This is a genomic window from Kitasatospora albolonga, from assembly GCF_039535905.1.
GTDB classification, from domain to species: Bacteria; Actinomycetota; Actinomycetes; order Streptomycetales; family Streptomycetaceae; genus Kitasatospora; species Kitasatospora albolonga.
In genome coordinates this window covers 1-22918 of sequence record NZ_BAAAYB010000091.1, presented here as the reverse complement: position 1 = coordinate 22918, position 22918 = coordinate 1, and the positions used below count along the sequence as shown (strand labels likewise).

21 protein-coding genes are annotated in these 22918 nt (G+C 72.5%); 3 read left to right on the top strand and 18 right to left on the bottom strand.

Going from position 1 to position 22918, the window contains the following annotated elements; genetic code table 11:
• Positions 1-183 precede the first annotated feature (183 nt).
• The 14 genes from ABD946_RS22840 to ABD946_RS22775 all read right to left on the bottom strand — a co-directional run bounded on the left by ABD946_RS22840 (position 184) and on the right by ABD946_RS22775 (position 16343).
• Positions 184-1623: a DUF4153 domain-containing protein gene (locus tag ABD946_RS22840; RefSeq protein WP_345286470.1), complete on the bottom strand. Its 1440-nt coding sequence runs from the start codon at positions 1621-1623 to the stop codon at positions 184-186.
• 495 nt (positions 1624-2118) lie between these two features.
• Positions 2119-5202, bottom strand: a complete 3084-nt coding sequence (locus ABD946_RS22835) for an Ig-like domain-containing protein (protein WP_345286468.1) — start codon at positions 5200-5202, stop codon at positions 2119-2121.
• A 146-nt stretch (positions 5203-5348) separates the two neighbouring features.
• Positions 5349-6248: a carbohydrate ABC transporter permease gene (locus tag ABD946_RS22830; protein WP_345286466.1), complete on the bottom strand. Its 900-nt coding sequence runs from the start codon at positions 6246-6248 to the stop codon at positions 5349-5351.
• Positions 6245-7243, bottom strand: a complete 999-nt coding sequence (locus tag ABD946_RS22825; RefSeq protein ID WP_345286464.1) for a carbohydrate ABC transporter permease — start codon at positions 7241-7243, stop codon at positions 6245-6247. The genes ABD946_RS22830 and ABD946_RS22825 overlap by 4 nt, the downstream gene beginning before the upstream one ends.
• A 179-nt stretch (positions 7244-7422) precedes the next feature.
• Positions 7423-8781, bottom strand: coding sequence for an ABC transporter substrate-binding protein (locus ABD946_RS22820; RefSeq protein WP_345286461.1), 1359 nt, complete (start codon positions 8779-8781; stop codon positions 7423-7425).
• Between the two features lie 243 nt (positions 8782-9024).
• On the bottom strand, positions 9025-10257 hold the full coding sequence (locus tag ABD946_RS22815; protein WP_345286459.1) for a cytochrome P450 family protein: 1233 nt from the start codon (positions 10255-10257) through the stop codon (positions 9025-9027).
• Positions 10258-10336: 79 nt separating this feature from the next.
• The gene (locus ABD946_RS22810; protein ID WP_345286457.1) at positions 10337-11581 is read right to left on the bottom strand and encodes a cytochrome P450; all 1245 of its coding nucleotides are present in this window, start codon (positions 11579-11581) and stop codon (positions 10337-10339) included.
• Positions 11578-12231 carry a GTP-binding protein gene (locus ABD946_RS22805; RefSeq protein WP_345286455.1) on the bottom strand — a complete coding sequence of 218 codons (654 nt, stop codon included), beginning with the start codon at positions 12229-12231 and terminating at the stop codon, positions 11578-11580. Before ABD946_RS22805 ends, ABD946_RS22810 begins: the two co-directional genes overlap by 4 nt.
• Positions 12212-12580: a DUF742 domain-containing protein gene (locus ABD946_RS22800; RefSeq protein WP_345286453.1), complete on the bottom strand. Its 369-nt coding sequence runs from the start codon at positions 12578-12580 to the stop codon at positions 12212-12214. The genes ABD946_RS22805 and ABD946_RS22800 overlap by 20 nt, the downstream gene beginning before the upstream one ends.
• Positions 12577-12987 (bottom strand): roadblock/LC7 domain-containing protein, encoded by a 411-nt coding sequence (locus ABD946_RS22795; RefSeq protein WP_345286451.1) that lies wholly within the window; start codon positions 12985-12987, stop codon positions 12577-12579. The genes ABD946_RS22800 and ABD946_RS22795 overlap by 4 nt, the downstream gene beginning before the upstream one ends.
• Positions 12984-14687, bottom strand: a complete 1704-nt coding sequence (locus ABD946_RS22790; RefSeq protein WP_345286448.1) for a sensor histidine kinase — start codon at positions 14685-14687, stop codon at positions 12984-12986. The genes ABD946_RS22795 and ABD946_RS22790 overlap by 4 nt, the downstream gene beginning before the upstream one ends.
• 205 nt (positions 14688-14892) lie before the next feature.
• Positions 14893-15468, bottom strand: coding sequence for a Clp protease N-terminal domain-containing protein (locus ABD946_RS22785; RefSeq protein ID WP_345286446.1), 576 nt, complete (start codon positions 15466-15468; stop codon positions 14893-14895).
• A gap of 3 nt (positions 15469-15471) precedes the next feature.
• Positions 15472-15690: an RNA polymerase subunit sigma-70 gene (locus ABD946_RS22780; RefSeq protein WP_345286444.1), complete on the bottom strand. Its 219-nt coding sequence runs from the start codon at positions 15688-15690 to the stop codon at positions 15472-15474.
• Positions 15691-15722: 32 nt separating this feature from the next.
• A complete protein-coding gene (locus ABD946_RS22775) occupies positions 15723-16343 on the bottom strand; it encodes a TetR/AcrR family transcriptional regulator (protein ID WP_345286442.1) in 621 nt (206 codons plus the stop codon).
• 94 nt (positions 16344-16437) lie between these two features.
• Between ABD946_RS22775 and ABD946_RS22770 the strand changes: the two genes are divergently transcribed.
• Both ABD946_RS22770 and ABD946_RS22765 read left to right on the top strand, forming a co-directional pair.
• Entirely contained in the window at positions 16438-17331 is an 894-nt protein-coding gene (locus ABD946_RS22770; RefSeq protein WP_345286440.1) for an alpha/beta fold hydrolase, read from the top strand.
• Between the two features lie 10 nt (positions 17332-17341).
• Complete coding sequence (locus tag ABD946_RS22765; RefSeq protein ID WP_345286438.1) at positions 17342-18160, top strand: helix-turn-helix domain-containing protein; 819 nt, start codon at positions 17342-17344, stop codon at positions 18158-18160.
• On the opposite strand, the gene ABD946_RS22760 is transcribed toward ABD946_RS22765, so the two are convergent.
• Entirely contained in the window at positions 18147-18566 is a 420-nt protein-coding gene (locus ABD946_RS22760; RefSeq protein WP_345286436.1) for a hypothetical protein, read from the bottom strand. The genes ABD946_RS22765 and ABD946_RS22760 overlap by 14 nt on opposite strands.
• 151 nt (positions 18567-18717) lie before the next feature.
• Entirely contained in the window at positions 18718-19377 is a 660-nt protein-coding gene (locus tag ABD946_RS22755; protein ID WP_345286434.1) for a nitroreductase family protein, read from the bottom strand.
• A gap of 68 nt (positions 19378-19445) precedes the next feature.
• Here ABD946_RS22755 and ABD946_RS22750 point away from each other — a divergent pair, with 68 nt between their 5' ends.
• Positions 19446-19832 (top strand): winged helix-turn-helix transcriptional regulator, encoded by a 387-nt coding sequence (locus ABD946_RS22750; RefSeq protein WP_345286432.1) that lies wholly within the window; start codon positions 19446-19448, stop codon positions 19830-19832.
• 8 nt (positions 19833-19840) lie between these two features.
• Here the strand turns inward: ABD946_RS22750 and ABD946_RS22745 are convergent, their stop codons facing one another.
• Together ABD946_RS22745 and ABD946_RS22740 are read right to left on the bottom strand one after the other, a co-directional pair.
• Positions 19841-20386 carry an FHA domain-containing protein gene (locus ABD946_RS22745; protein ID WP_345286430.1) on the bottom strand — a complete coding sequence of 182 codons (546 nt, stop codon included), beginning with the start codon at positions 20384-20386 and terminating at the stop codon, positions 19841-19843.
• Positions 20387-20497: 111 nt separating this feature from the next.
• The coding region (locus ABD946_RS22740; RefSeq protein ID WP_345286428.1) for a vitamin B12-dependent ribonucleotide reductase at positions 20498-22918 on the bottom strand (2421 nt) is incomplete at its 5' end.

Sequence of the window (22918 nt, the reverse complement as noted above, 5' to 3'; positions counted from 1 at the left end):
CCGGCGCGACGACCGACACGACGGCACCTGGCAGACCGCCGCGGACGTGCCCCCCGGCACGCCCACGGCGGTCTGCCCGACTCGGCACCACGGCCGAACCCGACGCCCCGGCCTCACCTCGCCCCGGCCCAGACCCAGACCCCCAGCCCCAGCCCCAGCCCCAGAGCCCAACCCCGCCACCCGCTACGGCAGTTGCTCACCGTCCGGGTAGCGGCTGCTGCCGCACCGCACCAGCATGTCCACCGGCCGCTCCCGCAGCACCTCCTTGGCCCGGCCCTCCGAGAGGCTGGACGCGTACCAGGGGGTGTCCTGGCCTCCGAGCGACTCGGCGATGGCCTGGAGGGCGCAGGTCCGCCGGTCCGCTGGCAGCCGGTCGAGCGCCGGGACGGCGTCGGCGGAGAGGCTGCTGAGGTAGGCGAGGTCGATGGTGCCGAGTCGCTCGAAGCGGGCGACGTTCTGCTCGGCGATCAGCGCGTCCGGCCGCACCAGGCCGAAGACGGCCACCCCGGCGACCACGCTGAACGCCACGGCCCGGGGCAGCAGCCGCGCGACCGAGGCCCCGGCCAGGACCGCGGCCAGCACCAGCAGGAAGACCACCCCGAGCCAGAGCTCCGCCGCCGTGACCGTCACCCGCAGCCGGGTCAGCCCGAAGACGTCGACGTAGCGCTGCATCCGGTAGTACGCGGAGGCGACCACGACCAGGGTGAGCACGCAGAGCAGGCCGACCAGACCCTTGGCCAGCAGCCGGTCGGAGGCGTTCTGCCGGGGCGCCCAACGCTGCGCCAGCGCCACCACGGCGAGGGCCAGCACGGTGACCCAGAGCAGCTGCCAGAACCCCTGCCGGGCGTACTCGGCCGGAACGAGCCCGGGCTTGCTCGTCACGGCCTCGTAGCCGCCGAAGAAGACCACCGCCTGGATGGCGACGAAGCCGCCGAAGAGCAGGTTGAGCGCGACCATCGGCAGGGCCCACTCGGTCCGGCCGCGCTCGCGGCCGGGCCCGACCGGGAGCCGGTCGAAGCGGCGCGGTGCGGCGGCCAGGTGGGCGGCGGCCAGGGCGATCGCCGCGCCGACACCGAACAGGATGACGCGCAACGGGAGTTCGCCCAGGTCGAAGGTGGGCACCAGGTCGTCGACCAGCTCACCCACCGCCGCGTCGGCGCTGGCGAACAGCGCACCGAAGACCAGCACCAGCAGACCCGTCACCACCACCGACCCGGCCAGCGGCAGCGCCTTGGTCCGGGCCGAAGCGGGGACCGAGCGGCCCTTCAGGCCGCGGGCCGCCCACGGCAGGGCGGTGAAGAAGTGCGGCAGCAGCCAGATCGGGCCGAGCAGCACGGACGCCCACCGGGTCCCGCCGTGCAGGGCCAGGGTGGCCGTGCCGATCGCGGCCGTGACGGCCAGGAAGCTGGGCCAGCCCGCGTCGCTCAGCACCGGCACCAGCAGCAGCGCGAAGGCCGAGAGGCCCCAGACCAGCGTCCACGGCCTGGCCCGCCGCCCGCGCGCCAGTGCGGCCGACCCGGCCGCCACGGCGGCGGCCAGCGCGACCAGCAGCAGGTTCACGCCCGCGCCGTCGCTGAGCACGGTGGCCGCGACCACCCCGCTCAGCAGGACTCCGAGCAGCACCCGCCCACCGGGCGGGGCCAGCCGCTCGGGCGCGGTGCCGGTGTCCCACAGCGGCTTCGGAGCGGGCTTCGGCGGTGCCCAGACGTTCCCGGCCGGAGGCCGCTGCCCCTGCGGAGGAACCGGCCCGGAGGCCCTCGGCGGAACCGCCCCGGACGCCGCCCCGGGAACCGCCCCGGACGCCGTCGCGGAAGCCTTCGGAGGAACCGGCGCAGAGGCCGACTCCGGAGCCTTCGGAGGAACCGGCGCGGAGGCCGACTCCGGAGCCTTCGGAGGAACCGGCGCGGAGGTCGACTCGGAATCCTTCGGTGGAACCGGCGAACCGGGGCTGGAAGGTGTGGACATGACGCTCCCTCAGAGTTCGACGGGCACGGCGCAGCACCACTCAGGGATGCTGCGCCGTGCCCGAGACCCTTGGAGACTATCCACCTATCTGAACAGGTTCAAAACCCTGTCGGCTTCTGTCACGGAGCTGTGACGAAGCATCAAGCCCGCGCCTCAGTACGTCCCGTACAGCGAGTACGACAGCGAGGTCCGGTTGGCCGGCCCGAAGCTGCCGGGCCAGGTGCCGAACGGCACCGCCGCGCCCTGGTACGCCCCGTCGCCGAAGCTGCCCGCGCTGTAGTGCATGTTGTTCAGCGCCGGCCCGGTGCCGTTGGTGTTGTAGACCAGCCAGTACGCCGTCCCCGCCGTCAGCGTGACGTCCACCGGCAGCGAGTTCCACGAGTCCGCCGTCAGCGTCCCGGTGCCGGTGCTGACCACCAGGTCACCCGGCACGCCGCCGGCGTCGCTGTAGACCGCCATCTGGTACTGGTTGTTGGGTGCGGCGCTGATCGACCCGACGTGCACGCTGAGCTGCTTGAGGGTCACCGGCGAGGAGCCCGTGACGATCCGGCTGCCGTTCAGGTGGTTGGCGTCGTTGTCGTCGGTCTGGACGCCGATGCCGGCGTTGCCGATGGTCAGCGGCGGCGGCGCGGCCGTGGTGAAGGAGATGGTGTACGGCGCGGCCAGCGCGTTCCCGGCCACGTCCTTCACCCCCTGCACGGTGGCGGTGTAACCGGTCGTCACCTCCAGCGGCGCGGAGGGGGTGAAGACCACCCCGCTGGTCGTGGAGTCGTACGACACCGTGCCGCTCACCGCCGCACCACCGGCGGTCGGGACCACCGTGACATCGGACTGGCCCACCGAGGAGCCGTCCAGCGGCTCGCTGAAGGCGAAGCGCAGCGCGTTCTGCCCCGGCACGTTGACGGCGCCGTTGGCCGGGGTGGTGCCGGTGACGGTCGGCTTGGTGGTGTCCTGGCCGTAGGTGGCGGTGTAGGAGCCGACGTTGCCGTCGAAGAAGGCGTAGTTGACGCCCTTGACCGTCTCCACCCGGTAGGGCACCGACACCCCGCCCTGCTTGATCCCGACCAGCGTGCCGCTGGCGGCCTGCACGGGCAGCATGGACCGCAGGCCGTTGACCCCGCCGGTGATCGAGAAGGACAGCGTGGTGCCGTTCCAGCTGATCCCGCCGAAGGCCGAACCGTTGCGCCCGTCCAGCCAGTTGAGCAGCTGGCGGCTGGAGACCACCGGCGCGCCCTTGGCCTTGGCCGCCGCCACGATCTGGTCGGCGGTCTGCGAGGGGGCGAAGTCGGTGTGGATGTTGGCGGTCAGCGCGGCGTAGTAGCCCTGCGCGCCGTAGGCCGCGTTCAGCAGGGTGTTGACGGTGCCCGGCTCGGACTGGCCGGACTCGTCGGTGAGCTGGGTGGTGGCCTGGTAGACGTCGATGAGGCTGCCGTCGGTGTCGGCGAACTTCATCGGCAGCCCGGTGCCGTTGAAGTAGCCCGGCCGGTCGTTCACGAAGGAGGCCGGGTAGTAGTAGTAGTCGTGGTCCATCCGGATGCCGTTGGCAAGCTTGGTCTTGGCCTGGGTGGCCCAGTCGTCCCACTCCACGCAGTGCGTGCGGCTGCTCGAAGGCGTCGGCAGCGCCGGGTACTTGGCCTTCCAGGCGTTCAGCTGGGTGGTGTACATCGACTGCAGGTTGGCCGTGGTGCCCCACGGGCGGCAGTCGGTGGTGATGTGCGAGCCGATCTCGAAGCCCTCGTCGGAGTAGGCCTGCGCCTGCGCCGCCGTCAGCGGGCCGCCGCTGTAGAGGTACGAGGAGGCGCGCACGCACTCCCAGTCGGCCACCTTGCAGCCGGCCGGGCTCTGCGAGATGAAGCTGTCCCAGCGGCCGGAGGTGCCGCCCACGCCGTGGTCGTCACCGGTCATCACCACGACCGCCTTGACGTCCCGGGGGAAGTACCAGAACCGCGGCAGCGGGGCCTTGGAGAGGTTCATCCGGGTCACCAGGTTGGCGAGCAGGCGCTGCTGCTCGTCGGCGATCGGGATCAGCGCCTTGTCGAGGTTGTTCCAGTTCGCCTGGCCGGTCTGGCCGAAGAACATCTCGCTGGCCTCGTAGCCGTCCACGCCGTCGCGCTGCTGGCCGGCCCAGGCGACGTTGCCCTGCCGGGTCTGCACCACCGAGCGGGCCAGGTCGAAGGTGAACGCGGCCGCCTGGCCGCTGCCGGCCGCCCGGAGCGAGACCGCCGGGTTGGCGGTGGCGCTGGAGACGTCGCTGTAGAGCGTGGCGACGGCGGTGGCGCCGTTCAGGGCGTACCGGTCGGCGGTGCCGTGGAAGCCCATGGTGTCGGCGGTCAGCCCGGCGCCGGGGGCGGCCGAGGTGTCGATCTTCAGGTAGGTGTCGGCCAGCGTGTCCGGGGTGGCGGTCAGGCCCAGCAGCGGGGCCAGCTTCTTGTCCGGCCGCATCGCGATCAGCCGGCCACCCGTGTTGGTCCAGGAGGTGAACATCGAGACCTGGGCGTCCGTCAGGGCGGTCTCGCCGAGCAGCACCAGGCTCTGCTGGGTCAGCATCAGGCTGTTCACCTGCGAGAGGTCCACGGTCTTGAAGCTGTTCAGCCCCTCGGCCTTCAGGATCTCCGCGAGGTACTTGGAGTACGGGTTGGCCGCGGTGGTGACCAGCAGCACCGGACCGCTCGCGCCCGGCCCGGCGCCCGGGGTCCAGGCCGGCGGGTTGCCGGGCGTGTAGGTCGCGTTGATGGAGAAGTCCAGGCCGGTGTTGGTGGACGGCCCGAAGCTGGACGGCCAGCTCCCGTACGGGGACGAGGAGTTGCTGTACGCGCCCTTGCCGCCGGTGGAGTAGCGCAGGTTGTTCACGGCCTGGCTGGAGCCGTTGCTGTTGTAGGCCAGCCAGTACGCGGTGTTCGGGCTCAGGTTGGCCGAAACCGGCAGCGAGTTCCAGGAGTTGGCGGTCAGCGTGCCCGCCGCGCTGTTGGCCAGCAGGGTGCCCGGCTTGCCGCCGGCGTCACCGTAGACGGCCACCTGGTACTGGTTGTTCGGCGCCGCGTCGACCGCGCCGACGTACACCGAGATGCTGCTGACCTGTCCGCCCTTGCTGCCGATCACGTAACGGGAGGCGTTCAGGTGGTTGGAGTCGCCGGAGTCGGTGGCGGTGCCCGTCGTGGTGTTGCCGAGCTTCGCCGTCGCGTCCAGGGCGGACGCGTTGGTCGGGGTGGCCAGGCTGGCCGCCGCGAGCAGGGCCACCAGTAGGCCCGAAAGTCGTTCTCTGTACCGCACGCACTGCCCCCAGGTCTGTCAACGGCGAAATGCCGCCACCCTGTGTACCTGGTGGAGCGGGCGCATGTCCGCAGAATCCACACATTCCTGCGCCATGACAGTTCGTCAGCCGGTCATCCCTTGACAGAACCGGCCAACAGGCCTCGCACGAAGTACCGTTGCAGCGCGAAGAAGACGAGCAGCGGAACGATGAGCGACAGGAAGGCGCCGGCCGTCAGCAGCTCCCAGCGGCCGCCGAAACTTCCCGACAGCTGGGCCAGCCGCACCGTCATCGGGGCCACCTCGGCGAGGCCGCCGGAGAAGGTCAGCGCGACCAGCAGGTCGTTCCAGACCCAGAGGAACTCGAAGATGGCGAAGGAGGCCAGCGCGGGGGTGCAGAGCGGCAGCACGATGGAGCGGAAGATCTTGAAGTGCGAGGCGCCGTCCACGATCGCCGCCTCCATCAGGTCCCTGGGCAGCTGGGAGACGAAGTTGTGCAGCAGGAAGGTGGCCAGCGGCAGGGCGAACATGGTGTGCGCCAGCCAGACCGGGACGTAGGTGTCGCTCAGGTTCACCGCCGGGATGATGGTCACCGAGCCCAGGTGGGCGCCGCCGGAGAAGAGTTGGAGCAGCGGGATCAGCGCCATCTGCAGCGGCACCACCTGCAGCGCGAAGATCACGAAGAAGACCGTGTCGCTCCCCCGGAACCGCACCCAGGCCAGCGCGTAGGCCGCCATCGAGGCCAGTACCAGCGGGAAGACGGTGGCCGGGACGGCGATCGCCAGCGAGTTCACCAGGAAGGGCATCAGGCCGTTGCTGTTGCCGAAGCCGCCCTCGAACAGCACCGCGTGGTAGTTCCCGAAGCCGATCGACGGATCGGAGAACACCTCCCACCACCCCGTGGTCGCCACCTGCTGCTTGGGACGCAGCGAGGTGACCAGCAGGCCGAGGGTGGGGATGGTCCAGAGCACCGTCACGGCGATCACGAAGACCGAGCCGAGCGGCCCGCCGAAGGCCTTGCGCACGGACTTCACCTGGTCTCACGCTCCTTGCGCAGCTGGACGATGTTGTAGGCCACCAGCGGCAGCACGGCCAGGAAGAGGATGACCGCCAGGGTCGAGCCGCGGCCGACGTCGAACTGGACGAAGGACTGCGAGTACATCTCGTTGGCCAGCACCTGGGTGCCGAAGTTGCCGCCGGTCATGGTGCGGACGATGTCGAAGGCCTTCAGCGTGGTGATCATCACGGTGGTGAGCACCACCACCAGGGTGGTGCGGATCATCGGCACGGTGATGTCCTTGAACAGCCGGAAGCCCTGCGCGCCGTCCAGCCGGGCCGCCTCGGTGACCTCGTCCGGGATGGCCTTGATGGCGGCCGACAGCACCACCATGGCGAAGCCGGTCTGCACCCAGACCATGACCGCCATCAGCAGGAAGTTGTTCAGCGGCTGGCTGAGGATCCAGTTCGGCGGGTCCTCCCAGCCGAGCGAGACGGCGAGCTGGCTGAGCAGGCCGATCTGCGGCTGGCCGGCCCCGCGGGACTCGTAGACGAACTTCCAGATGATGCCCGCGCCGACCAGCGAGACCGCCATCGGCAGGAAGATCAGCGACTTGTAGACCGCCTGCCAGCGCATCCGCTCCACCAGCAGGGCCAGCACCAGGCCGAGCCCGGTGGCGGTCAGCGGGGCGACCAGCAGCCAGAGCGCGGTGTTCAGCAGCACGCTGTGGATGGACTCGGTGGTGAACGCCCAGGCGTAGTTGTCGAAGCCGGTGAACCGCGAGCTGTCCGAGCTGTAGAGGCTCAGGAAGAGCGTGCGGACCAGCGGGGCGACCAGGCCGACCACCAGCAGCAGCACGGCCGGGCCGAGCATCACCGCGATCGCCAGCGGTCTGCCGAAGCGGCCGCTCGCCCGGCCGGCGGCGAAGAAGACCACCAGCAGGATGCCCAGGAAGCCGGCCACGGCGCCCAGGCTGTTGCCGAACTTGATCCCGGCGTCGGTCCACGCGGAGGCGGCCAGGCCGACGGTCATTCAGGAGTCCTTCCCTCGGCGGTCCTTGGTCGGAGCGGACTGGGAGAGTGTCGGGCGGGCGGATGAGCGGGCGGATGGGCGGGCGGCGAGACCGGCGGCGATCGGAGCCGGACGGCGGGAGCGCGCGGAGGGTGAGGGCGGCGCGGGCGGGTGGACCCGCGCCGCCCGTGGCGACGGTCCTACTGCGGCCAGGCCGCGTCGATGTCCGCCGCCACCTTCGGGATGGCCTGTCCCTCGGCGAACCAGGCGGTGAGCGCCTTCCACTCGGCGCCCGCGCCGACGGCGGCGGGCATCAGGTCGGAGGCGTCGAACCGGAAGGTCGCCGCGGGGTCGGTCAGCGCGGCGGCCGAGAGCTGGTCGATCGGGTCGGTGTAGAGGCTCTTGTCCACGCCCTGGTTGGCGGAGACCCAGCCCTTGGAGACCTTGACCCGGCTGCTGGCCCACTCGCTGGTGGAGAGGTAGTTCTGCACCGCCTGCACCTCCGGGCGGTTGCTGAAGGCGGCCAGGAACTCGCCGCCGCCCTCGACCGGGCTCGCCACCGCCGGGTTCACCGCCGGGAAGCGGAAGGCGAAGACGTCGCCGTCCGGGCCGACCGCGGTGCCCTTGGGCCACTGGGCGGCGTAGAAGGACGCCTGCTGGAGCATGGCGCACTTGTTGGTGAGGATCGGCGCCCCGGCGTCCTGGAAGGTGGTGGTGGCGATCGACTTCACGTCGCCGATGCCGCCGTTGACCCAGGCCGGGTTCTGCATCCAGCCGGCCACCGTCTGCATCGCGGCGGTGATCTTCGGGTCGCTGAACTTCACCTGGTGGCCGACCCACTGGTCGTAGACCTCGCCGCCGTGGGTGCCGAGCACGACCTCCTCCAGCCAGTCGGTGGCCGGCCAGCCGGTCGCGGTGCCGGAGCCGATGCCGCCGCACCAGGGCTTGGCGCCGTTGCCGGCCGCCGCGATCTTGTCGCTCAGCGCCGTCAACTCGGCCCAGCTCTTCGGCACTTCGTAGCCGGCCTGCTTGAAGTACTTGGGCGAGTACCAGACCAGCGACTTCATGTTGGCGCTCATCGGGGCCGCGTAGAAGGTGCCGTTGACCGAGCCGTAGGTCTTCCAGACCGGGCTCCACTTGGCCTGGTTGGCCTCGGTCTCGGCCGGTGGCTTCACGACCTTTCCGGTCTTCACCATCTGCGCCAGCAGCCCGGGCTGCGGGATGATCGCGAAGTCCGGGGCGTTGCCGCCGGTCACGCGCACCTGGAGCTGGGACTCGAAGTCGCTGGAGCCCTCGTAGGCGATCTTGATGCCCGTACAAGAACTGAACTCGGCCCAGGACTTCTCCAGCGAGTCCGACTCCGGGCTGAGGATCGAGGCGTACATGGTGACCTTGGTGCCCGAGTGACCGGCGTAGGCCTGGTACTTGGCGCAGTCACCGGTCAGCGGGGCGGCCGATCCGCCACCACCGCCGCCCGAGGAGGAGGAGTTGGAGCAGGCGGCCGTGAGCGCGAGCAGCAGGGCGGCCGGAACGGCCAACTGCCGGGGGCGGAGCGTCATCGGCGGCCTCCGGTCGCGGTCAGGGTGGTGGTCAACGAAGTCCTCCTAGCCAGGGCATGACATGCCAGCGGTGGGACGAACAACACTGCGCTGTACCGGAATCCGTGCGCCCGGGGGTCGGGCTGGCTCGAAGACGTTAACCCAACCGTCATCCCGCGCCAAGGTGTGCGTTCGACCTTCATCGGCCGGTGCCGCAGTCGTGACCCGGCCGTGTCACCCGGCCGGGTCAGGACCGACGCCCGGTCAGAGCACGACCGGCAGCCCCCGCAGGGAGTTGACCACCATCGACGGGCTCGGCCGCAGCTCCGCGTCGTCCACCGCCAGCCGGAGCCCGGGGAAGCGCGCGAAGAGCGCGGGCAGCGCGATGCCCGCCTCCAGGCGCGCCAGCGACGCCCCGGGGCAGACGTGCGGGCCGTGGCCGAAGGAGAGGATCCGGGACGGCTCCCGGGTCACGTCGAAGACCTCGGCGGTGACGCCGTGCTGCGCCGGGTCCCGCCCGATCGCGTTGTACGAGACCAGCACCGCCTCGCCGGCCGGTATCACCACGTCCCCGTACACCACCTCCTCGGTGGTGAAGCGGAACAGGAAGTTGGAGGTGGGCGGGGTCCAGCGCAGCGACTCCTCGACCACCGCGGCCCACTCGACCTCACCCTTGCGGACCAGCTCCAGCTGGTCCGGGTGGGTGAGCAGGGCCCGGACGGCGTTGGTGATCAGGTTGACGGTGGTCTCGTGCCCGGCCGCGATGATCACCCGGAGGGTGGCGGCCGCCTCCGCGTCGGTGAGCGCCCCGCCCTCCACGTCGGCGGCCAGCAGGGCGGTCGTCAGGTCGTCCCCCGGGGCCGAACGCCGCTTCGCCACCAGGTCGTTCACGAAGGCGTTCAGCGCGGCGATGATCGCGGGCACCTCGGCCGGGTCCTTCACGCTGCTGAAGAAGCGCTCGTACAGCTCCCGGATCCGGACGTGGTCCTCGACCGGGACGCCCAGCAGGGTGCCGATCACCGTCATCGGCAGCGGGAAGGCGAAGACCGTCTTCAGGTCCACCTCGGGCCCGAGCTCCGCGACCCGGTCCAGCAGTTCGGCGGTCATCCGCTCGATGCCCGGCCGCATCGCCTCCACCCGGCGCGGGGTGAAGGCCTGCGCCACGATCGAGCGCAGCCGCCGGTGCTCGGCCCCGTCCGTGGTGACCATGCTCGGCCCCGGCACCGCCAGCCCGATCAGCGGCCAGGTCTTCGGCACCTCGCCGCGCTGGTACGCGGCCCAGTGCTGCGCGTTCTTCACCAGCCGGTCGTCGGTCAGCAGGGCCCGGGCGGCCTCGTGCGAGGTGACGGCCCAGCCGCGCACCCCGCCCATCAGCTCGACCGGCACCACCGGGCCGGCGGCGCGCAGCAGCGCGCCCTCGGCGGCGTTGTCGGTGGCCAGCGGGTCCATCGGGACCGGGAGGACGGGGGTGGTCGCGGCGGTCGGGGCGGTGGTCATGCTTCCTCCGGTGGTTCGGGGAACGGGGGACGACGGGGACGGGTGGAGGGAGCGGGGCGGAGCGGGATCTGACGCGGGCTCAGCCCGCGTAGCCCGGGGTGAAGGCCACCGGCAGCGCGACCAGCGCGCGGACCCAGGCGGACGGACGCCAGACCAGCGCCGACTCGGTGACCGCCAGCCGCAGGTCGGGCAGCCGGTCGAGCAGCACCTCGATCGCCGTGGTGGCGATCACCTCGGCGGTCTCCTGGGCGGGGAAGGGGCAGCTGTGCGGCCCGTAGGAGTAGCTCAGGTAGGCGCGGTTGCCCTCGGCCGCGGCGCCGTCGGCCTGCCGCACCGAGGGGTCGGTGTTGGCCCCGGCGATGCCGAGCAGCAGCATGTCCCCGGCGGTGATCCGCTGGCCGCCGAGCTGGGTGTCCCGGGTGGCCCAGCGCCCGGCGAAGATCTGCGTCGGGGTGTCCTCCCAGAGCGCCTCGGAGAGCGCCTGGCCGATCGACCGCCGGCCGCCGGAGAGCGAGGCGGCGAAGCGCTCGTCGGTGAGCATCAGCCGCAGCGCGTTGGAGATCCAGTAGGCGGAGGGCTGGTGACCGGCGATCAGGATCACCCGCATGTCGCGCATGACCTCCTCGTCGGTCAGCCCGGCCTCGTGGGCGACCAGCCGGGAGGTGATGTCCGGGCCCGGCTGCTCGCGCTTGCGCAGCACCAGCTTGAGCATCACGTCGAGCAGCCGCTGCGCACCCGCCTGGGCCTCGGCCCCGCCGTCCAGCATCGCGACCAGCCCGGCGATCAGCACCGGGGCCTCGTCCTCGTCCAGCCCGAACAGCCGGCAGAGCACCAGCAGCGGCAGCCGGTGCGCGTAGTCGGCGACCAGCTCGGCCTCGCCCTTCCCGGCGAAGCCGTCGATCAGCCGGTCCGCGACCTCCTCGCAGTACTGCTTGAGCTCGTACTGGTCCACCGCCGCCAGCGCGTCGGTGATCGCGGCCTTGCGGCGCTGGTGCTCGGCGCCCTCCGCGTACAGGATCGAGGGGACGGGCGCCATCATCGGCTTCAGCGGCCAGTCCGCCGGGATGTGCGGCCACTGGTTCCACCGGCTGGAGTCCCGGCCGTAGACCTTGGGCTGACTGGTCATCAACTGGAGCTCGCGGTAGCCGATCACCAGCCAGGCCGGCACCCCGCCGGCCAGCTCGACCGGGGCCACCGGGCCGTGCTTCTCGCGCAGCTCCTGGTAGACCCCGCGCGGGTCGGTCTGGAACCGCGGGCCGTACAGCGGGGCGGCTTCGGTGTGGGCCGGGCAGCCCGGTGGCGGGGTCGGCGCGGGCTCGGTCACGGGGTCTCCTCGTACGCTCTGGGGGCCGGCTGCCGCGCGTGCGCCTGCTCGGCCAACTGCTGGATGTGGCGGACCAGTCCGATCAGCACCTGCTTGCCGGACTCCCGGTCGCGGGCGTCGCAGTCCACCAGCGGGACGTGCTCGGGCAGGTCGAGGGCGGCCCGGACCTCGGCCAGGCCGTGGCCGGGCGGGCCGAAGTTGTTGCGGGCCACGATGAACGGGGTGCCGTGCTGCTCCAGCCGGTCGATCGCGTACCAGGACTCCTCCAGGCGGCGGGTGTCGACCAGCACCACCGCGCCGAGCGCGCCGCTGAACAGCCGGTCCCAGAGGAACCAGAACCGCTCCTGGCCGGGCGCGCCGAACAGGTAGAGCACGTTGCGCTCGTCCAGGGTGATCCGGCCGAAGTCGAAGGCCACCGTGGTGGAGCGCTTGGAGCCGACCAGCGTGAGGTCGTCCACGCCCTCGCCGGCCCGGGTCATGGTCTCCTCGGTGTTCAGCGGACGGATCTCGCTCACCGAACCGACCAGGGTGGTCTTGCCGACGCCGAAGCCACCGACCACCACGATCTTCAGCCCGCTGGCGGCGGTGGAGCGCAGCGGGGCGACCGCCCGACCGCGCAGCAGGGCCCGGTCAGAGCCGTTGGAGTCCATTCAGCACCTGCTTCAACGTGTCGAGGTCGGGCAGCCGCGCCTTGCTGGGCGCGAACCGGGGGTGGCGGGCGGTGATCCGGCCGCCCTCCAGCAGGTCGCCGAGCAGGATCTTCACCACGCTGACCGGCAGGGCGAGTTCGGCCGCCAGCTCGACCACCGCGGTCGGCGAGGCGGCCAGCTCCAGGATCCGGGCCAGCTCGGACTGCATGCCCGGCACCGGGTCCTGCTCCGCGACGATCAGCGTCACCAGGTCGAAGGCGTCCTGGGACGGACGGCTGCGGCCCCCGGTCACGGTGTAGAGCCGGTCCGGCGAGTCGTCCGGCCCGGGGACGGCCCTCGCGGCGCTCATGCCGAGGAGGTCGCGCGGGCCGGGGAGGTCAGGTAGGTGCCGATCTGCTCGACCAGGCCGTGCATGTTGTGGCCGACCACGCCGACGTCGGCGCTCTCCTCGGTGACCACCGCCAGGTGGGCGCCCTCGCCCGCCGCGACGATGCACAGGATGCCGCCGTGGAACTCGGTCATCGACTGCCGCACCCCTCCGGTGCGGTCGCCGAACTCGATCGAGGCGCCGTGCGCCAGGCTCTGCATGCCGGAGGCTATCGCCGCCAGCTGGTCGGCCTGATCGACCGTCAGGCCCGCGCTGTGGCAGAGCTTGAGGCCGTCGGCAGAGAGCACCAGGGCGTGCCGGGCGCCGGGGGTGGAGGCCAGCAGGTTCTCCAACAGCCAGTCGAGGTCGCGGTCGGTGCTGCTGCTCATCGGGGGTCGTCCTTCGGGGAGGCGTCGTCGGAGGTGGCCGCTGTGGTGGCGGCCTCCGTCTCCCGGGCCGGTGTGGCGGCCGGACCGGGGGCGGTCTCAGGGGCGGTCTCGGGGTCGGCCGCCTCGGCGGCCTGCAGGGCCCGGCGGAAGGCGCCGAACCGGGAGGCCGCCACCGCCGCGTCGGCGCGCGGCGCGGGCACCACGGCGGGCGCGGAGGCGGGCGTGGGCCCGGCCTCGGACGTCGGCGAGCCGGTGGCGGCCCGGGCCGTGCTCAGGGTCTGGCCCCGGCGGCGCTGCGGCAGGCCGTGCTCGGTGGTCGCGGTGACCACCGGCTGGGCCGCCGGGCGCTCGTGCACGGGAGTCGGCTCGACGGCCGGGACGACCTGGACGGGCGGCTGGGAGCGCTCGGGCGCCGGGTGGGTGATCAGCTGCTCGGGGATCAGCACCACCACGCCGGTGCCGCCCCGGGCGGACGGCCGGAAGGAGACCTGGAGCCCGTGCTTGCGGGCCAGCACGCCGACCACCGCGAGGCCCAGCCGGGTGCCGGAGGAGAGCGCGGCGAGGTCCAGCGGCTCGGCGGAGACGGCCTGTTCGGCCCGGCGCAGCCAGCTCTCGCCGAGGCCGAGGCCGCCGTCCTCGACGGTGATCACCAGGCCGGAGTGCACCTCCTCCACGTAGACGTGCACCTCGGCGGGCGGGGCGGAGAAGTTGGCCGCGTTGTCCAGGATCTCGGCCAGCGCGTGCATCACGCCCTCGGCCGCGAAGCCGGCCACCGCCGCCGTGCTGGCCGAGTGCAGCCGGACCCGCTGGTACCCGCCGATCCGGCCGAGCGCGCCGCGCAGGATCGACTCCACCCCGATCGGCCTGGTCCACCGGCGGCCGGTCCTCGCTCCGGTGAGCACCGCGATCGAGTCGGCCATCCGCCCGGCCTGGGCGGTGGAGTGATCGAGCGTCAGCAGGTCGCCGAGCACGTCCTCGCCGTGCCGGTGCTGCATCTCGCGCAGCTCCGCGTGCATGCTGGTGGCCAGCGCCTGGACCCGTCCGGCGGCGGTCGCGCAGACCGCCAGCGCGGCGGCCCGCTGCCGCTCGCCGCGGCCCACCTCGGTGGCCACGGTGCGCAGCAGCGCGGCGTGCGGGATCCCGGCGTGGCCGGCCAGCACCGTCTCCACCGAGCTGCCGGAGCGCAGCCGGCGGAGCACCCCGGGCAGCACCTCACCGGTCAGCCGGTCGAGCGCGGTGCGCTCCTCGTGCGCCATCCGGGCCAGCCCGTGCAGCTCGTGGGCCTCGGCCCGGCTCTCGTGCAGCGCCTCGTTGGCGGCGTGCAGGTCGCCGCGCAGGGCGTCGGCCTCGGCCTGGGCGGTGGCCAGCGCGGCGCGCAGCTGGGCGGCCGCGGCGTGGGTGGCGCCGAGCTCGGCGTGCAGGGCCGCGGCCCGGCTGGTCGCCTCGGTGAGCTCGTACCGGGTGGCGTCCAGGTCGGCCTCGGCGCGCTGCCGCCGGTCGAGCTGACGGCAGCTCAGCACGAGCAGCGCGAACCAGAGCAGCAGGGCCCCGGCCACCGTGGCGGACACGGCGGCCCGGTGGCCGGAGGGGGCGGACGCGATCGCGGCGGCGCCTGCGGCGGCACCGGTCAGCAGGCCGACCGCGGCCCACCTGGCCGTGCCGCTGCGACCGCCGGTGGCACGGCGGGGCTGAGCTCTCATCAGACTGATCCTCGGGGGCGGACGGCTGCTGCTGGGCGGTCGACCAGCGCACCGCACCCGTCACGCTCCGGGTGGTTGATCAGTACACGCGGTCAGCAGATCATATCCATTCACCACTTGTACTCAAGACGGCATCTGACGCACCGTCCGTCTTTCGGACACCGTCCGTCACGTTCGGCGGACGGTGTCCGAACGACCCGTGGAATCAAGCCGTACGGGACTCCAACTCCCGGCGCAGCAGCGTCAGGTCGATCCCCCGGTCGGTGATCACCCGGTCGGTGATCACCCGGGCCCCGAGGCCGCCGCCCTCGCGGAGCAGGCCGAGCAGCAGGTGACGCACCGCGATCTCCCGGTCCTTCAACCGCAGCGCCTCCCGCAGCGACAGCTCCAGCACCTTCTTGGCCCGCGGGGTGAACGGGCTGCGGTCGACCACCGCGCTGCGCAGCCAGCCGCGCCGCTTCGGCTCCGCCTGCCCGCCGTCCAGCGCCCCCGCGCCGAACTCGGCCTCCACGGCGGCCCGGACGGCGTCCAGGTCCACCCCGATCGAGGCCAGCGCCTCGGCGTCCCCGTCCGGGCCGCCGACCAGCCGGACCACCTCGGCCCGCGCCGTGGCGTGGTCCAGCCCCAGCTCCACCAGCAGCGCGGCCGCCGGGTCGGACGGATCGGCCAGCATCCCGAGCAGCAGGTGCTCGGTGCCGGTGTACGCGTGACCCAGCTCCTCCGCCTCGGCCCGGGCCCGCACCACCACCTGACGGGCCGCCACCGTGAACCGTTCGAACATCCCTCAGCCTCCGTCCCGCTTGGCGTGCTTCTTGTGGACGGCCTGCCGGCTGACGCCGAGACAGACCGCGATCTCCTGCCAGGACCAGCCCTGGCTCCGCGCGTTCCCGACCTGGAGGTCCTCCAGCCGGTCCGCCAGGTCCCGCAGGGCCCGCACCGCGCGCAGGCCGACCGCCGGGTCACGACTGCCCGCGGCTGCCGCGAGCTGCTTGGTGTCGCTCATGACGTCAACTTTGGTTGACACTCCGGCGTCTGTCAACCCTGGTTGACAAAGACACCCGCCCGCGCGGCCACCAGTGCGGCCTCGGCCGCCCGGTCGGCGTCCCGCCCGTCCAGCGGCTCGCCGGTCAGGAACAGGCAGTGGTAGAGCGGCGCGGTGGCCGCCCGGACCACCGCCACCGGGTCGGTGCCGTCCGGGAGTTCGCCCCGGACCACGGCCCGCGAGACCAGCGCGGCCGCCTGGCGGTGGCGGGCGGCGAAGAAGGCGTGCAGCGCGGCGGCGCCACGCTCCGAGCGGAGGGCGGCGGCGATCAGCGCCCTGGGCGTGGCCCCGGCCTCCGGATCGGCGAACACCCGCTGGACCTCACCGGCGAGCAGCCGCAGGTCGCGCCCCACCGAGCCGGCGTCGGGGACGGGCCACTCCCGCTCGGCGGAACTCTCCAACGCCTGGGCGACCAGCCCGTCCACCCCGCCCCACCGGCGATAGAGGGTCGCCTTGTGGACGCCGGCGCGGATGGCGACCGCCTCGGCCGTCAGCTGGTCGTAGGGCTTCTCGGTCACCTCTGCCAGGGTCGCGGCGACCACATCGGCCAGGACGCGGGCGCTCCGGCCGCCGGGGCGCTTCTCGGCGGGCTTCGGCTCAGGCTCGTCGGACAAAGTCGACTCCAGTCGCATTAAGGCTTGCCAGCTCTCGGCCGAACTGGCAGGCTCAGGTTAACGCGACGCCCGTCGCCTTAACGAGAGGCACTCTTTGACCGCCACCACCTTCACCACGACCGCCACCGCCGAGATCCATGTCGACGGCCCGGCCGGCCGCCTCGCCGTCCTCGACCACGGCGGCACCGGCCCCGACGTCCTCCTCCTGCACGGCGCCACCCGCACCGCCCTCGACTGGGAGCCGCTGCGCCCGCACCTCCCGGGCCTGCGCCTGGCCGCCCCCGACCTGCGCGGCCACGGCCGCTCCGACGGCGACGGCGACCACGGCTGGCCCGCCCTGCTCGCTGACCTGGACGCCGTGATCGCCGCCCTCGGCCTGCACACCCCCTGGCTGGTCGGCCACTCGCTCGGCGGCATGCTCGCCGTCCGCTACGCGGCCACCCGCCCCGGCGCCGTCCGGGGCATCGTCGACCTGGACGGCTTCGGCCCCGGCGTGCCGTCCCTCTACCCCGGCCTCACCACCGCCGAGGTGACCGAGCGCCGGGCCGAGCAGCTCGCCCTCTTCGCCGCCCTGCCCGCCGAACCCCTCACCGCCGAGGAGTGCGCGGCCCGCGCCCGGGCCCGCGCCGCCCTGCTCGGCACCGACCCCGGCGCCGAGGAGGCCACCGCCCTGCGGGCCCGGACCGCCGACGGCGGCGCCCGCCCCGCCCCCGCCGAGCTCCCCGCCCTGATGGCTCCCCTGGACGGCTGGGACATGTTCGCCGAGGCCCGCGCGCTGACCTGCCCGGCCCTCTTCGTCCGCGGCGCGGTGCCACCCGCCGTCGACCACCTGCCGCCCCGGCTGGCCGAGTTGACCACCGCCCTGGTCGCCGGGATCGACCGCGAGCTCGCCACCCTCCCGCACACCGCCGACGTGGCGGCCGGCCACCTGCTCCACCTGGAACGCCCCGTCGAGACGGCCCGGCTGATCAGGGAGTTCATCGGGTAGGTTGCCCGGCATGACTGGTACCGCGACCACCGACACGGGAACGGCCACCGGGGCGGGGGCCCTGCTGCGCGGCTGGCGCGAGCGGCGCGGCCTGAGCCAGCTCCAACTCGCCCTGGGCGCCGACTCCTCCGCCCGGCACATCAGCTTCATCGAGACCGGCCGCTCCCGGCCCGGCCAGGAGCTGCTGCTCCGGCTCGCCGAGCACCTGGACGTCCCGGTCCGCGAGCGCAACTCCCTGCTGCTGGCCGCCGGTTACGCCCCGCACTACACGGAGACCCCGCTGGACGACCCCGCCCTGGACGCCCTCCGCGAGGGCATGGAGCGCCTGCTGGCCGCCCACGAGCCCTACCCCGCACTGATCGTGGACGGCGGCTACCGGGTGCTGGCCGCCAACCGCGGCATCGGGCTGCTGCTCGACGGGGTCGACCCGGAGCTGCTCACCGAACCGCTGAACGCCATGCGGCTCACCCTGCACCCGCGCGGCATCGCCCCGCGCATCCGCAACCTGCGCCAGTGGCGCGCCCACCTGCTGGAGCAGATGGAGCGTCAGATCGCCCTGGTCCGCTCCGAGACGGTGCGCGCCCTCTTCGAGGAGGTCCGCGCCTACCCGCTGCCCGACACCGTCGACGAGCCGCAGGACGCCCACGAGGTCTTCCCCTTCGCCCTGCCGCTGCGGATCGAGCACGGCGGCCGGGTGCTGTCCTTCCTCTCCACCATCGCCACCTTCAACACCCCCACCGACGTGACGGTCTCCGAGCTGGCCATGGAGACCTTCCTCCCGGCCGACCCGGAGACCGCCGCCCACCTGCACTCCCTCATGCCGAGGTAGCCCGCAGCGCCCTCCACTGCAGCACCGCGAAGCCGGCCACCGTGGCCGCCTGCACCGGGATCCACACCATTCCGGCGGTGGTCGGCTCCAGCCAGAGCTCCATCGCCACCACGCTCAGCACCGGCCAGACCAGGTTCGCGTCGATCACCGCCTTCACGCCCAGCGGCGCGGGCCGCCGCTGCCCGGCCAGCACCGCGACCAACGCCGCGTACCCGAGCAGGAACACCCCGATCTCCCGGAGCACCCCCTCCGAGACCCCCAGCAACTCCCCCAACGGACCGGCGAACGCCACGTACGCCAGCCCGTTCCCACCCGTCACCACCGCGTCCAGCCCCAACACCTGCCGCAGCCAACGCTGCGGAGCACCGACCGAACGGACCACACCGGCAACCGAGTTCACAGCCATGCCGAACCCACCCTCTCGGGACACGATCTCCTTGGAGCCCCTCCCGGGAGATCCCCGGGCGGCTGACACCAACTCTGCCGCGCGGCCGGGCGGGGGTCGATTACGTCCGAGGTAATGCGGGCAGGCCCAGCTCAGCGGCCCGCCGGGCACCTCACCGGCCCGCCGGGTACCGCTCCCGGGAGACCACCCGGGCCAGGCTCCGCCGCCCCGGATGCGGCCGGTTCTCCGCCGGGTGCCCGAGCGCGACCAGCAGCGCCACCGCGATGTCCTCCCGGCCGCCGACCCCGACCGCGGCCTTCACCGCCTCCTCCCCCCAGCCGTTCATCGGCGAGGTGGCCAGGCCGAGTTCGGTCGCGGCCAGCAGCAGGAAGGAGGCCGCGATCACCGCGTCCTTGACGGCGTACTCCCTGGTCAACCCCCGCTCCTCCAGGTCCAGTTGGAACGCCGTGGACGCCTCCGCGAAGGCCGCCGCGAACTCCTCGTTCCCCGCTCCGCTCGCCACCGCCCGGCGCCGCACGTCGGCCCGGTCCTCCCGCCAGGCCTGCGGCTCGGCCAGGAAGACCAGCAGCACCGGCGCCTCCAGCGCCTGCGGCTGCCCCCCGGTGGCGGCGGCCAGCGCCGCCCGGCCCTCCTCGGAGCTGACCACCACGATCGAACGGTCCTGCAGGTTCCAGCTGCTGGGCGCCTCGGCGGCCAGCTCCAGCAGCACGTCCAGATCTCGCTCGGAGACCGGATCGGGCCGGTAGTGACGGACGGTACGGCGGGTGCGGATGGCCTCGACCACGGACAGCGTCTGCTGAGTGATCGTCATGCCGTCCACTCTCCGGGAGCCACTCTCCAACGGGAAGTAGGCACCTGAAAGTGCGTTACTCTCCGGGCATGACCACCTTCGTGGAAACCTCCGGCCTGCCCGCCGACACGTACTCCGCCAAGTGCCCGACCCGCCAGGTCATCGACCACATCGCCGGCAAGTGGACGGTCCTGGTGGTGGACGCCCTGCTCGACGGCGGGACGATGCGCTACACCGAGCTCAGCCGCCGGATCGAGGGCGTCTCGCAGAAGATGCTCACCCAGACCCTGCGCACCCTGGAGACCGACGGCTTCGTCACCCGCACCGTCCACCCCACCGTCCCGCCCCGCGTGGAGTACCGGCTCACCCCGCTCGGCCTGAGCCTGGCCGAACCGATCAGCGCATTGCGCCGGTGGACCGAGACCCACATCAACGAGATCCTCCGGGCCCGGGCCGGCCACCCGGCGGAGCACTGACCCGGCCGTCAGAGCGCGGTGAGCCGGAAGGCCAGCCGCCCGAACCGCACCCGGTCACCGGCCCGGACCACCACCGCGCCGGCCACCCGGCGCTCGTTCACGAAGGTCCCGTTGCTGGAGCCGAGGTCGTGCAGCACCCACTCGTAGCCCTCCAGCCGCAGCTCCGCGTGGTGCCGGGACACGGTGGCGTCGCCCAGCCGCAGCCCGGAGCCGGAGATCCGGCCGATCCGCAGCACCGTCACCCCGGGCCCGGGCAGGCCCAGCCCGGGCAGCTCCTCCGCCCGCCAGCTCCGCCGCAGCCCGACCCGCAGCGCCGAGGCCCGTGCCACGGTGCGCAGCAGGAACCGAGAGACCGGATCATGGGCGTCCAAGTCGCCCACCACGTCGTCGAGTTCGGCCTTGGTCCGGGCGGTGAGCACCAGCTCCATCCGCCGGATGAAGGTGTCGTGGGAGAGCCGCCCCACGCCCACCCCTTCGCGCAGCACCTCCAGCGCACGGTCCCGCTCCGCTTCGGACGGCCGTACCAGCGCGGTGCGGAACTCGAGTGACGCCATGTCAGCGATTCTCCGCGCCGCCCACCGGCCCTGTCCAGCACCGGTCGGCACGACGGAGGCGGGCCCCGACCACCAGGTGGTCGGGGCCCGCCTCGACGGTCCGGCTCGGGGTCAGCTGCAGCCGCTGGTGGAGCCGCAGCCCTCGCAGAGGTAGCAGCTGCCGGCCCGGCGCATCTTGGTGCCGCAGGAGAAGCAGAGCGGCGCGTCGGCGTTGAGGCCGAGCTGGATCTCCATCAGTTCGGTGGAGTTGTGCGCCTGCTTCGGGGCGGCGGCGGCCGGGGCGACCGGGGCCGCCTGGATGACCACCGGGGCGGGGGCCGGGACGGACTGGGCCAGGCCCTCGACGTCCACGTCCTCCGAGTCGATCGGCTCGTAGGAGCCGGTCTCCAGGTGCCGGGTGCGCTCCTCGACGGAGTGGATGCCCAGCGCGGAGCGGGTCTCGAAGGGCAGGAAGTCCAGCGCCAGGCGGCGGAAGATGTAGTCGACGATCGACTGGGCCATCCGCACGTCCGGGTCGTCGGTCAGACCGGCCGGCTCGAAGCGCATGTTGGTGAACTTCGCGACGTAGGTCTCCAGCGGGACCCCGTACTGCATGCCGACCGACACCGCGATCGAGAAGGCGTCCATCATGCCCGCGAGGGTCGAGCCCTGCTTGGACATCTTCAGGAAGACCTCGCCCAGACCGTCGTCCGGGTAGGAGTTGGCGGTCATGTAGCCCTCGGCGCCGCCCACCGTGAAGGAGGTGGTGATGCCGGGACGGCCCTTCGGGAGGCGCTTGCGGACCGGACGGTACTCGACCACCGGGGCCGGGACCGGGGCAGCCGCAGTCTGCTCCTCCTCCTTGGACTTCTTCGCCGAGAGCGGCTGGCCGACCTTGGAGTTTTCGCGGTAGATGGCGAGCGCCTTGACGCCCAGCTTCCAGGCCTCGAAGTAGATCTCCTCGACCTCTTCGACGGTCGCGACGGACGGCATGTTGACGGTCTTGGAGATGGCGCCGGAGATCCACGGCTGGATCGCCGCCATCATCCGCACGTGGCCCATCGCGGAGATGACCCGCTCGCCCATCGCGCAGTCGAAGACCTCGTAGTCGGCCGGCTTCAGGCCGGGCGCGTCCACCACGTTGCCGTGCTCGGCGATGTGGGCGACGACCGCCTCGATCTGCTCCTGCTGGTAGCCGAGGCGCTTGAGGGCGCGCGGCACGGTGTTGTTCACGATCTGCATCGAGCCGCCGCCGACCAGCTTCTTGAACTTCACCAGCGCCAGGTCCGGCTCCACGCCGGTGGTGTCGCAGTCCATCATCAGGCCGATGGTGCCGGTCGGGGCCAGCACGGAGGCCTGCGCGTTACGGAAACCGTTCTGCGCGCCGAGGCGGAGCACGTCGGCCCAGGTCTCGGTGGCGGCGGCCCAGACGGGGGCGTCCAGGTCGTCGTAGGAGTGCGCGGCGGCGTTGGCCTCGGCGTGCTGCCGCATGACCTGCTGGTGCGGGGCCGCGTTGCGGGCGTAGCCGTCGTACGGGCCGACCACGCCGGCCAGCTCGGCGCCGCGGCGGTAGGCGGTGCCGGTCATCAGCGAGGTGATGGATCCGGCCAGCGCGCGGCCGCCCTCGGAGTCGTAGGCGTGGCCGGTGGCCATCAGCAGGGCGCCGAGGTTGGCGTAGCCGATGCCCAGCTGGCGGTAGGCGCGGGTGGTCTCGCCGATCTTCTCGGTCGGGAAGTCGGCGAAGCAGATGGAGATGTCCATCGCGGTGATGACCAGCTCGACCACCTTGGCGAAGGTGGTGGCGTCGAAGGAGTCGTCGTCGCGCAGGAACTTCATCAGGTTGAGCGAGGCGAGGTTGCAGCTGGAGTTGTCCAGGTGCATGTACTCGGAGCAGGGGTTGGACGCGTTGATCCGGCCCGACTCCGGGCAGGTGTGCCAGTGGTTGATCGTGGAGTCGTACTGGATGCCCGGGTCGGCGCAGGCCCAGGCCGCCTCGGCCATCTTGCGGAAGAGCTTCTTGGCGTCGACGGTCTCGATGACCTCGCCGGTCATCCGGGCCCGCAGGCCGAACTCGGTGCCGTTCTCGACCGCGGTCATGAACTCGTCGGAGACCCGGACGGAGTTGTTGGCGTTCTGGTACTGGACGGACGTGATGTCGTCGCCGCCCAGGTCCATGTCGAAGCCCGCGTCGCGCAGCGCGCGGATCTTCTCCTCCTCCTTCACCTTGGTCTCGATGAAGGCCTCGACGTCCGGGTGGTCCACGTCCAGGACGACCATCTTGGCCGCCCGGCGGGTGGCGCCACCGGACTTGATGGTGCCGGCCGAGGCGTCGGCGCCGCGCATGAAGGAGACCGGGCCGGAGGCGTTGCCGCCGGAGGAGAGCAGCTCCTTGGAGGAGCGGATGCGGGAGAGGTTCAGGCCGGCGCCGGAGCCGCCCTTGAAGATCATGCCCTCTTCCTTGTACCAGTCGAGGATCGACTCCATGGAGTCGTCGACGGCCAGGATGAAGCAGGCCGAGACCTGCTGGGGCTGCTTGGTGCCGACGTTGAACCA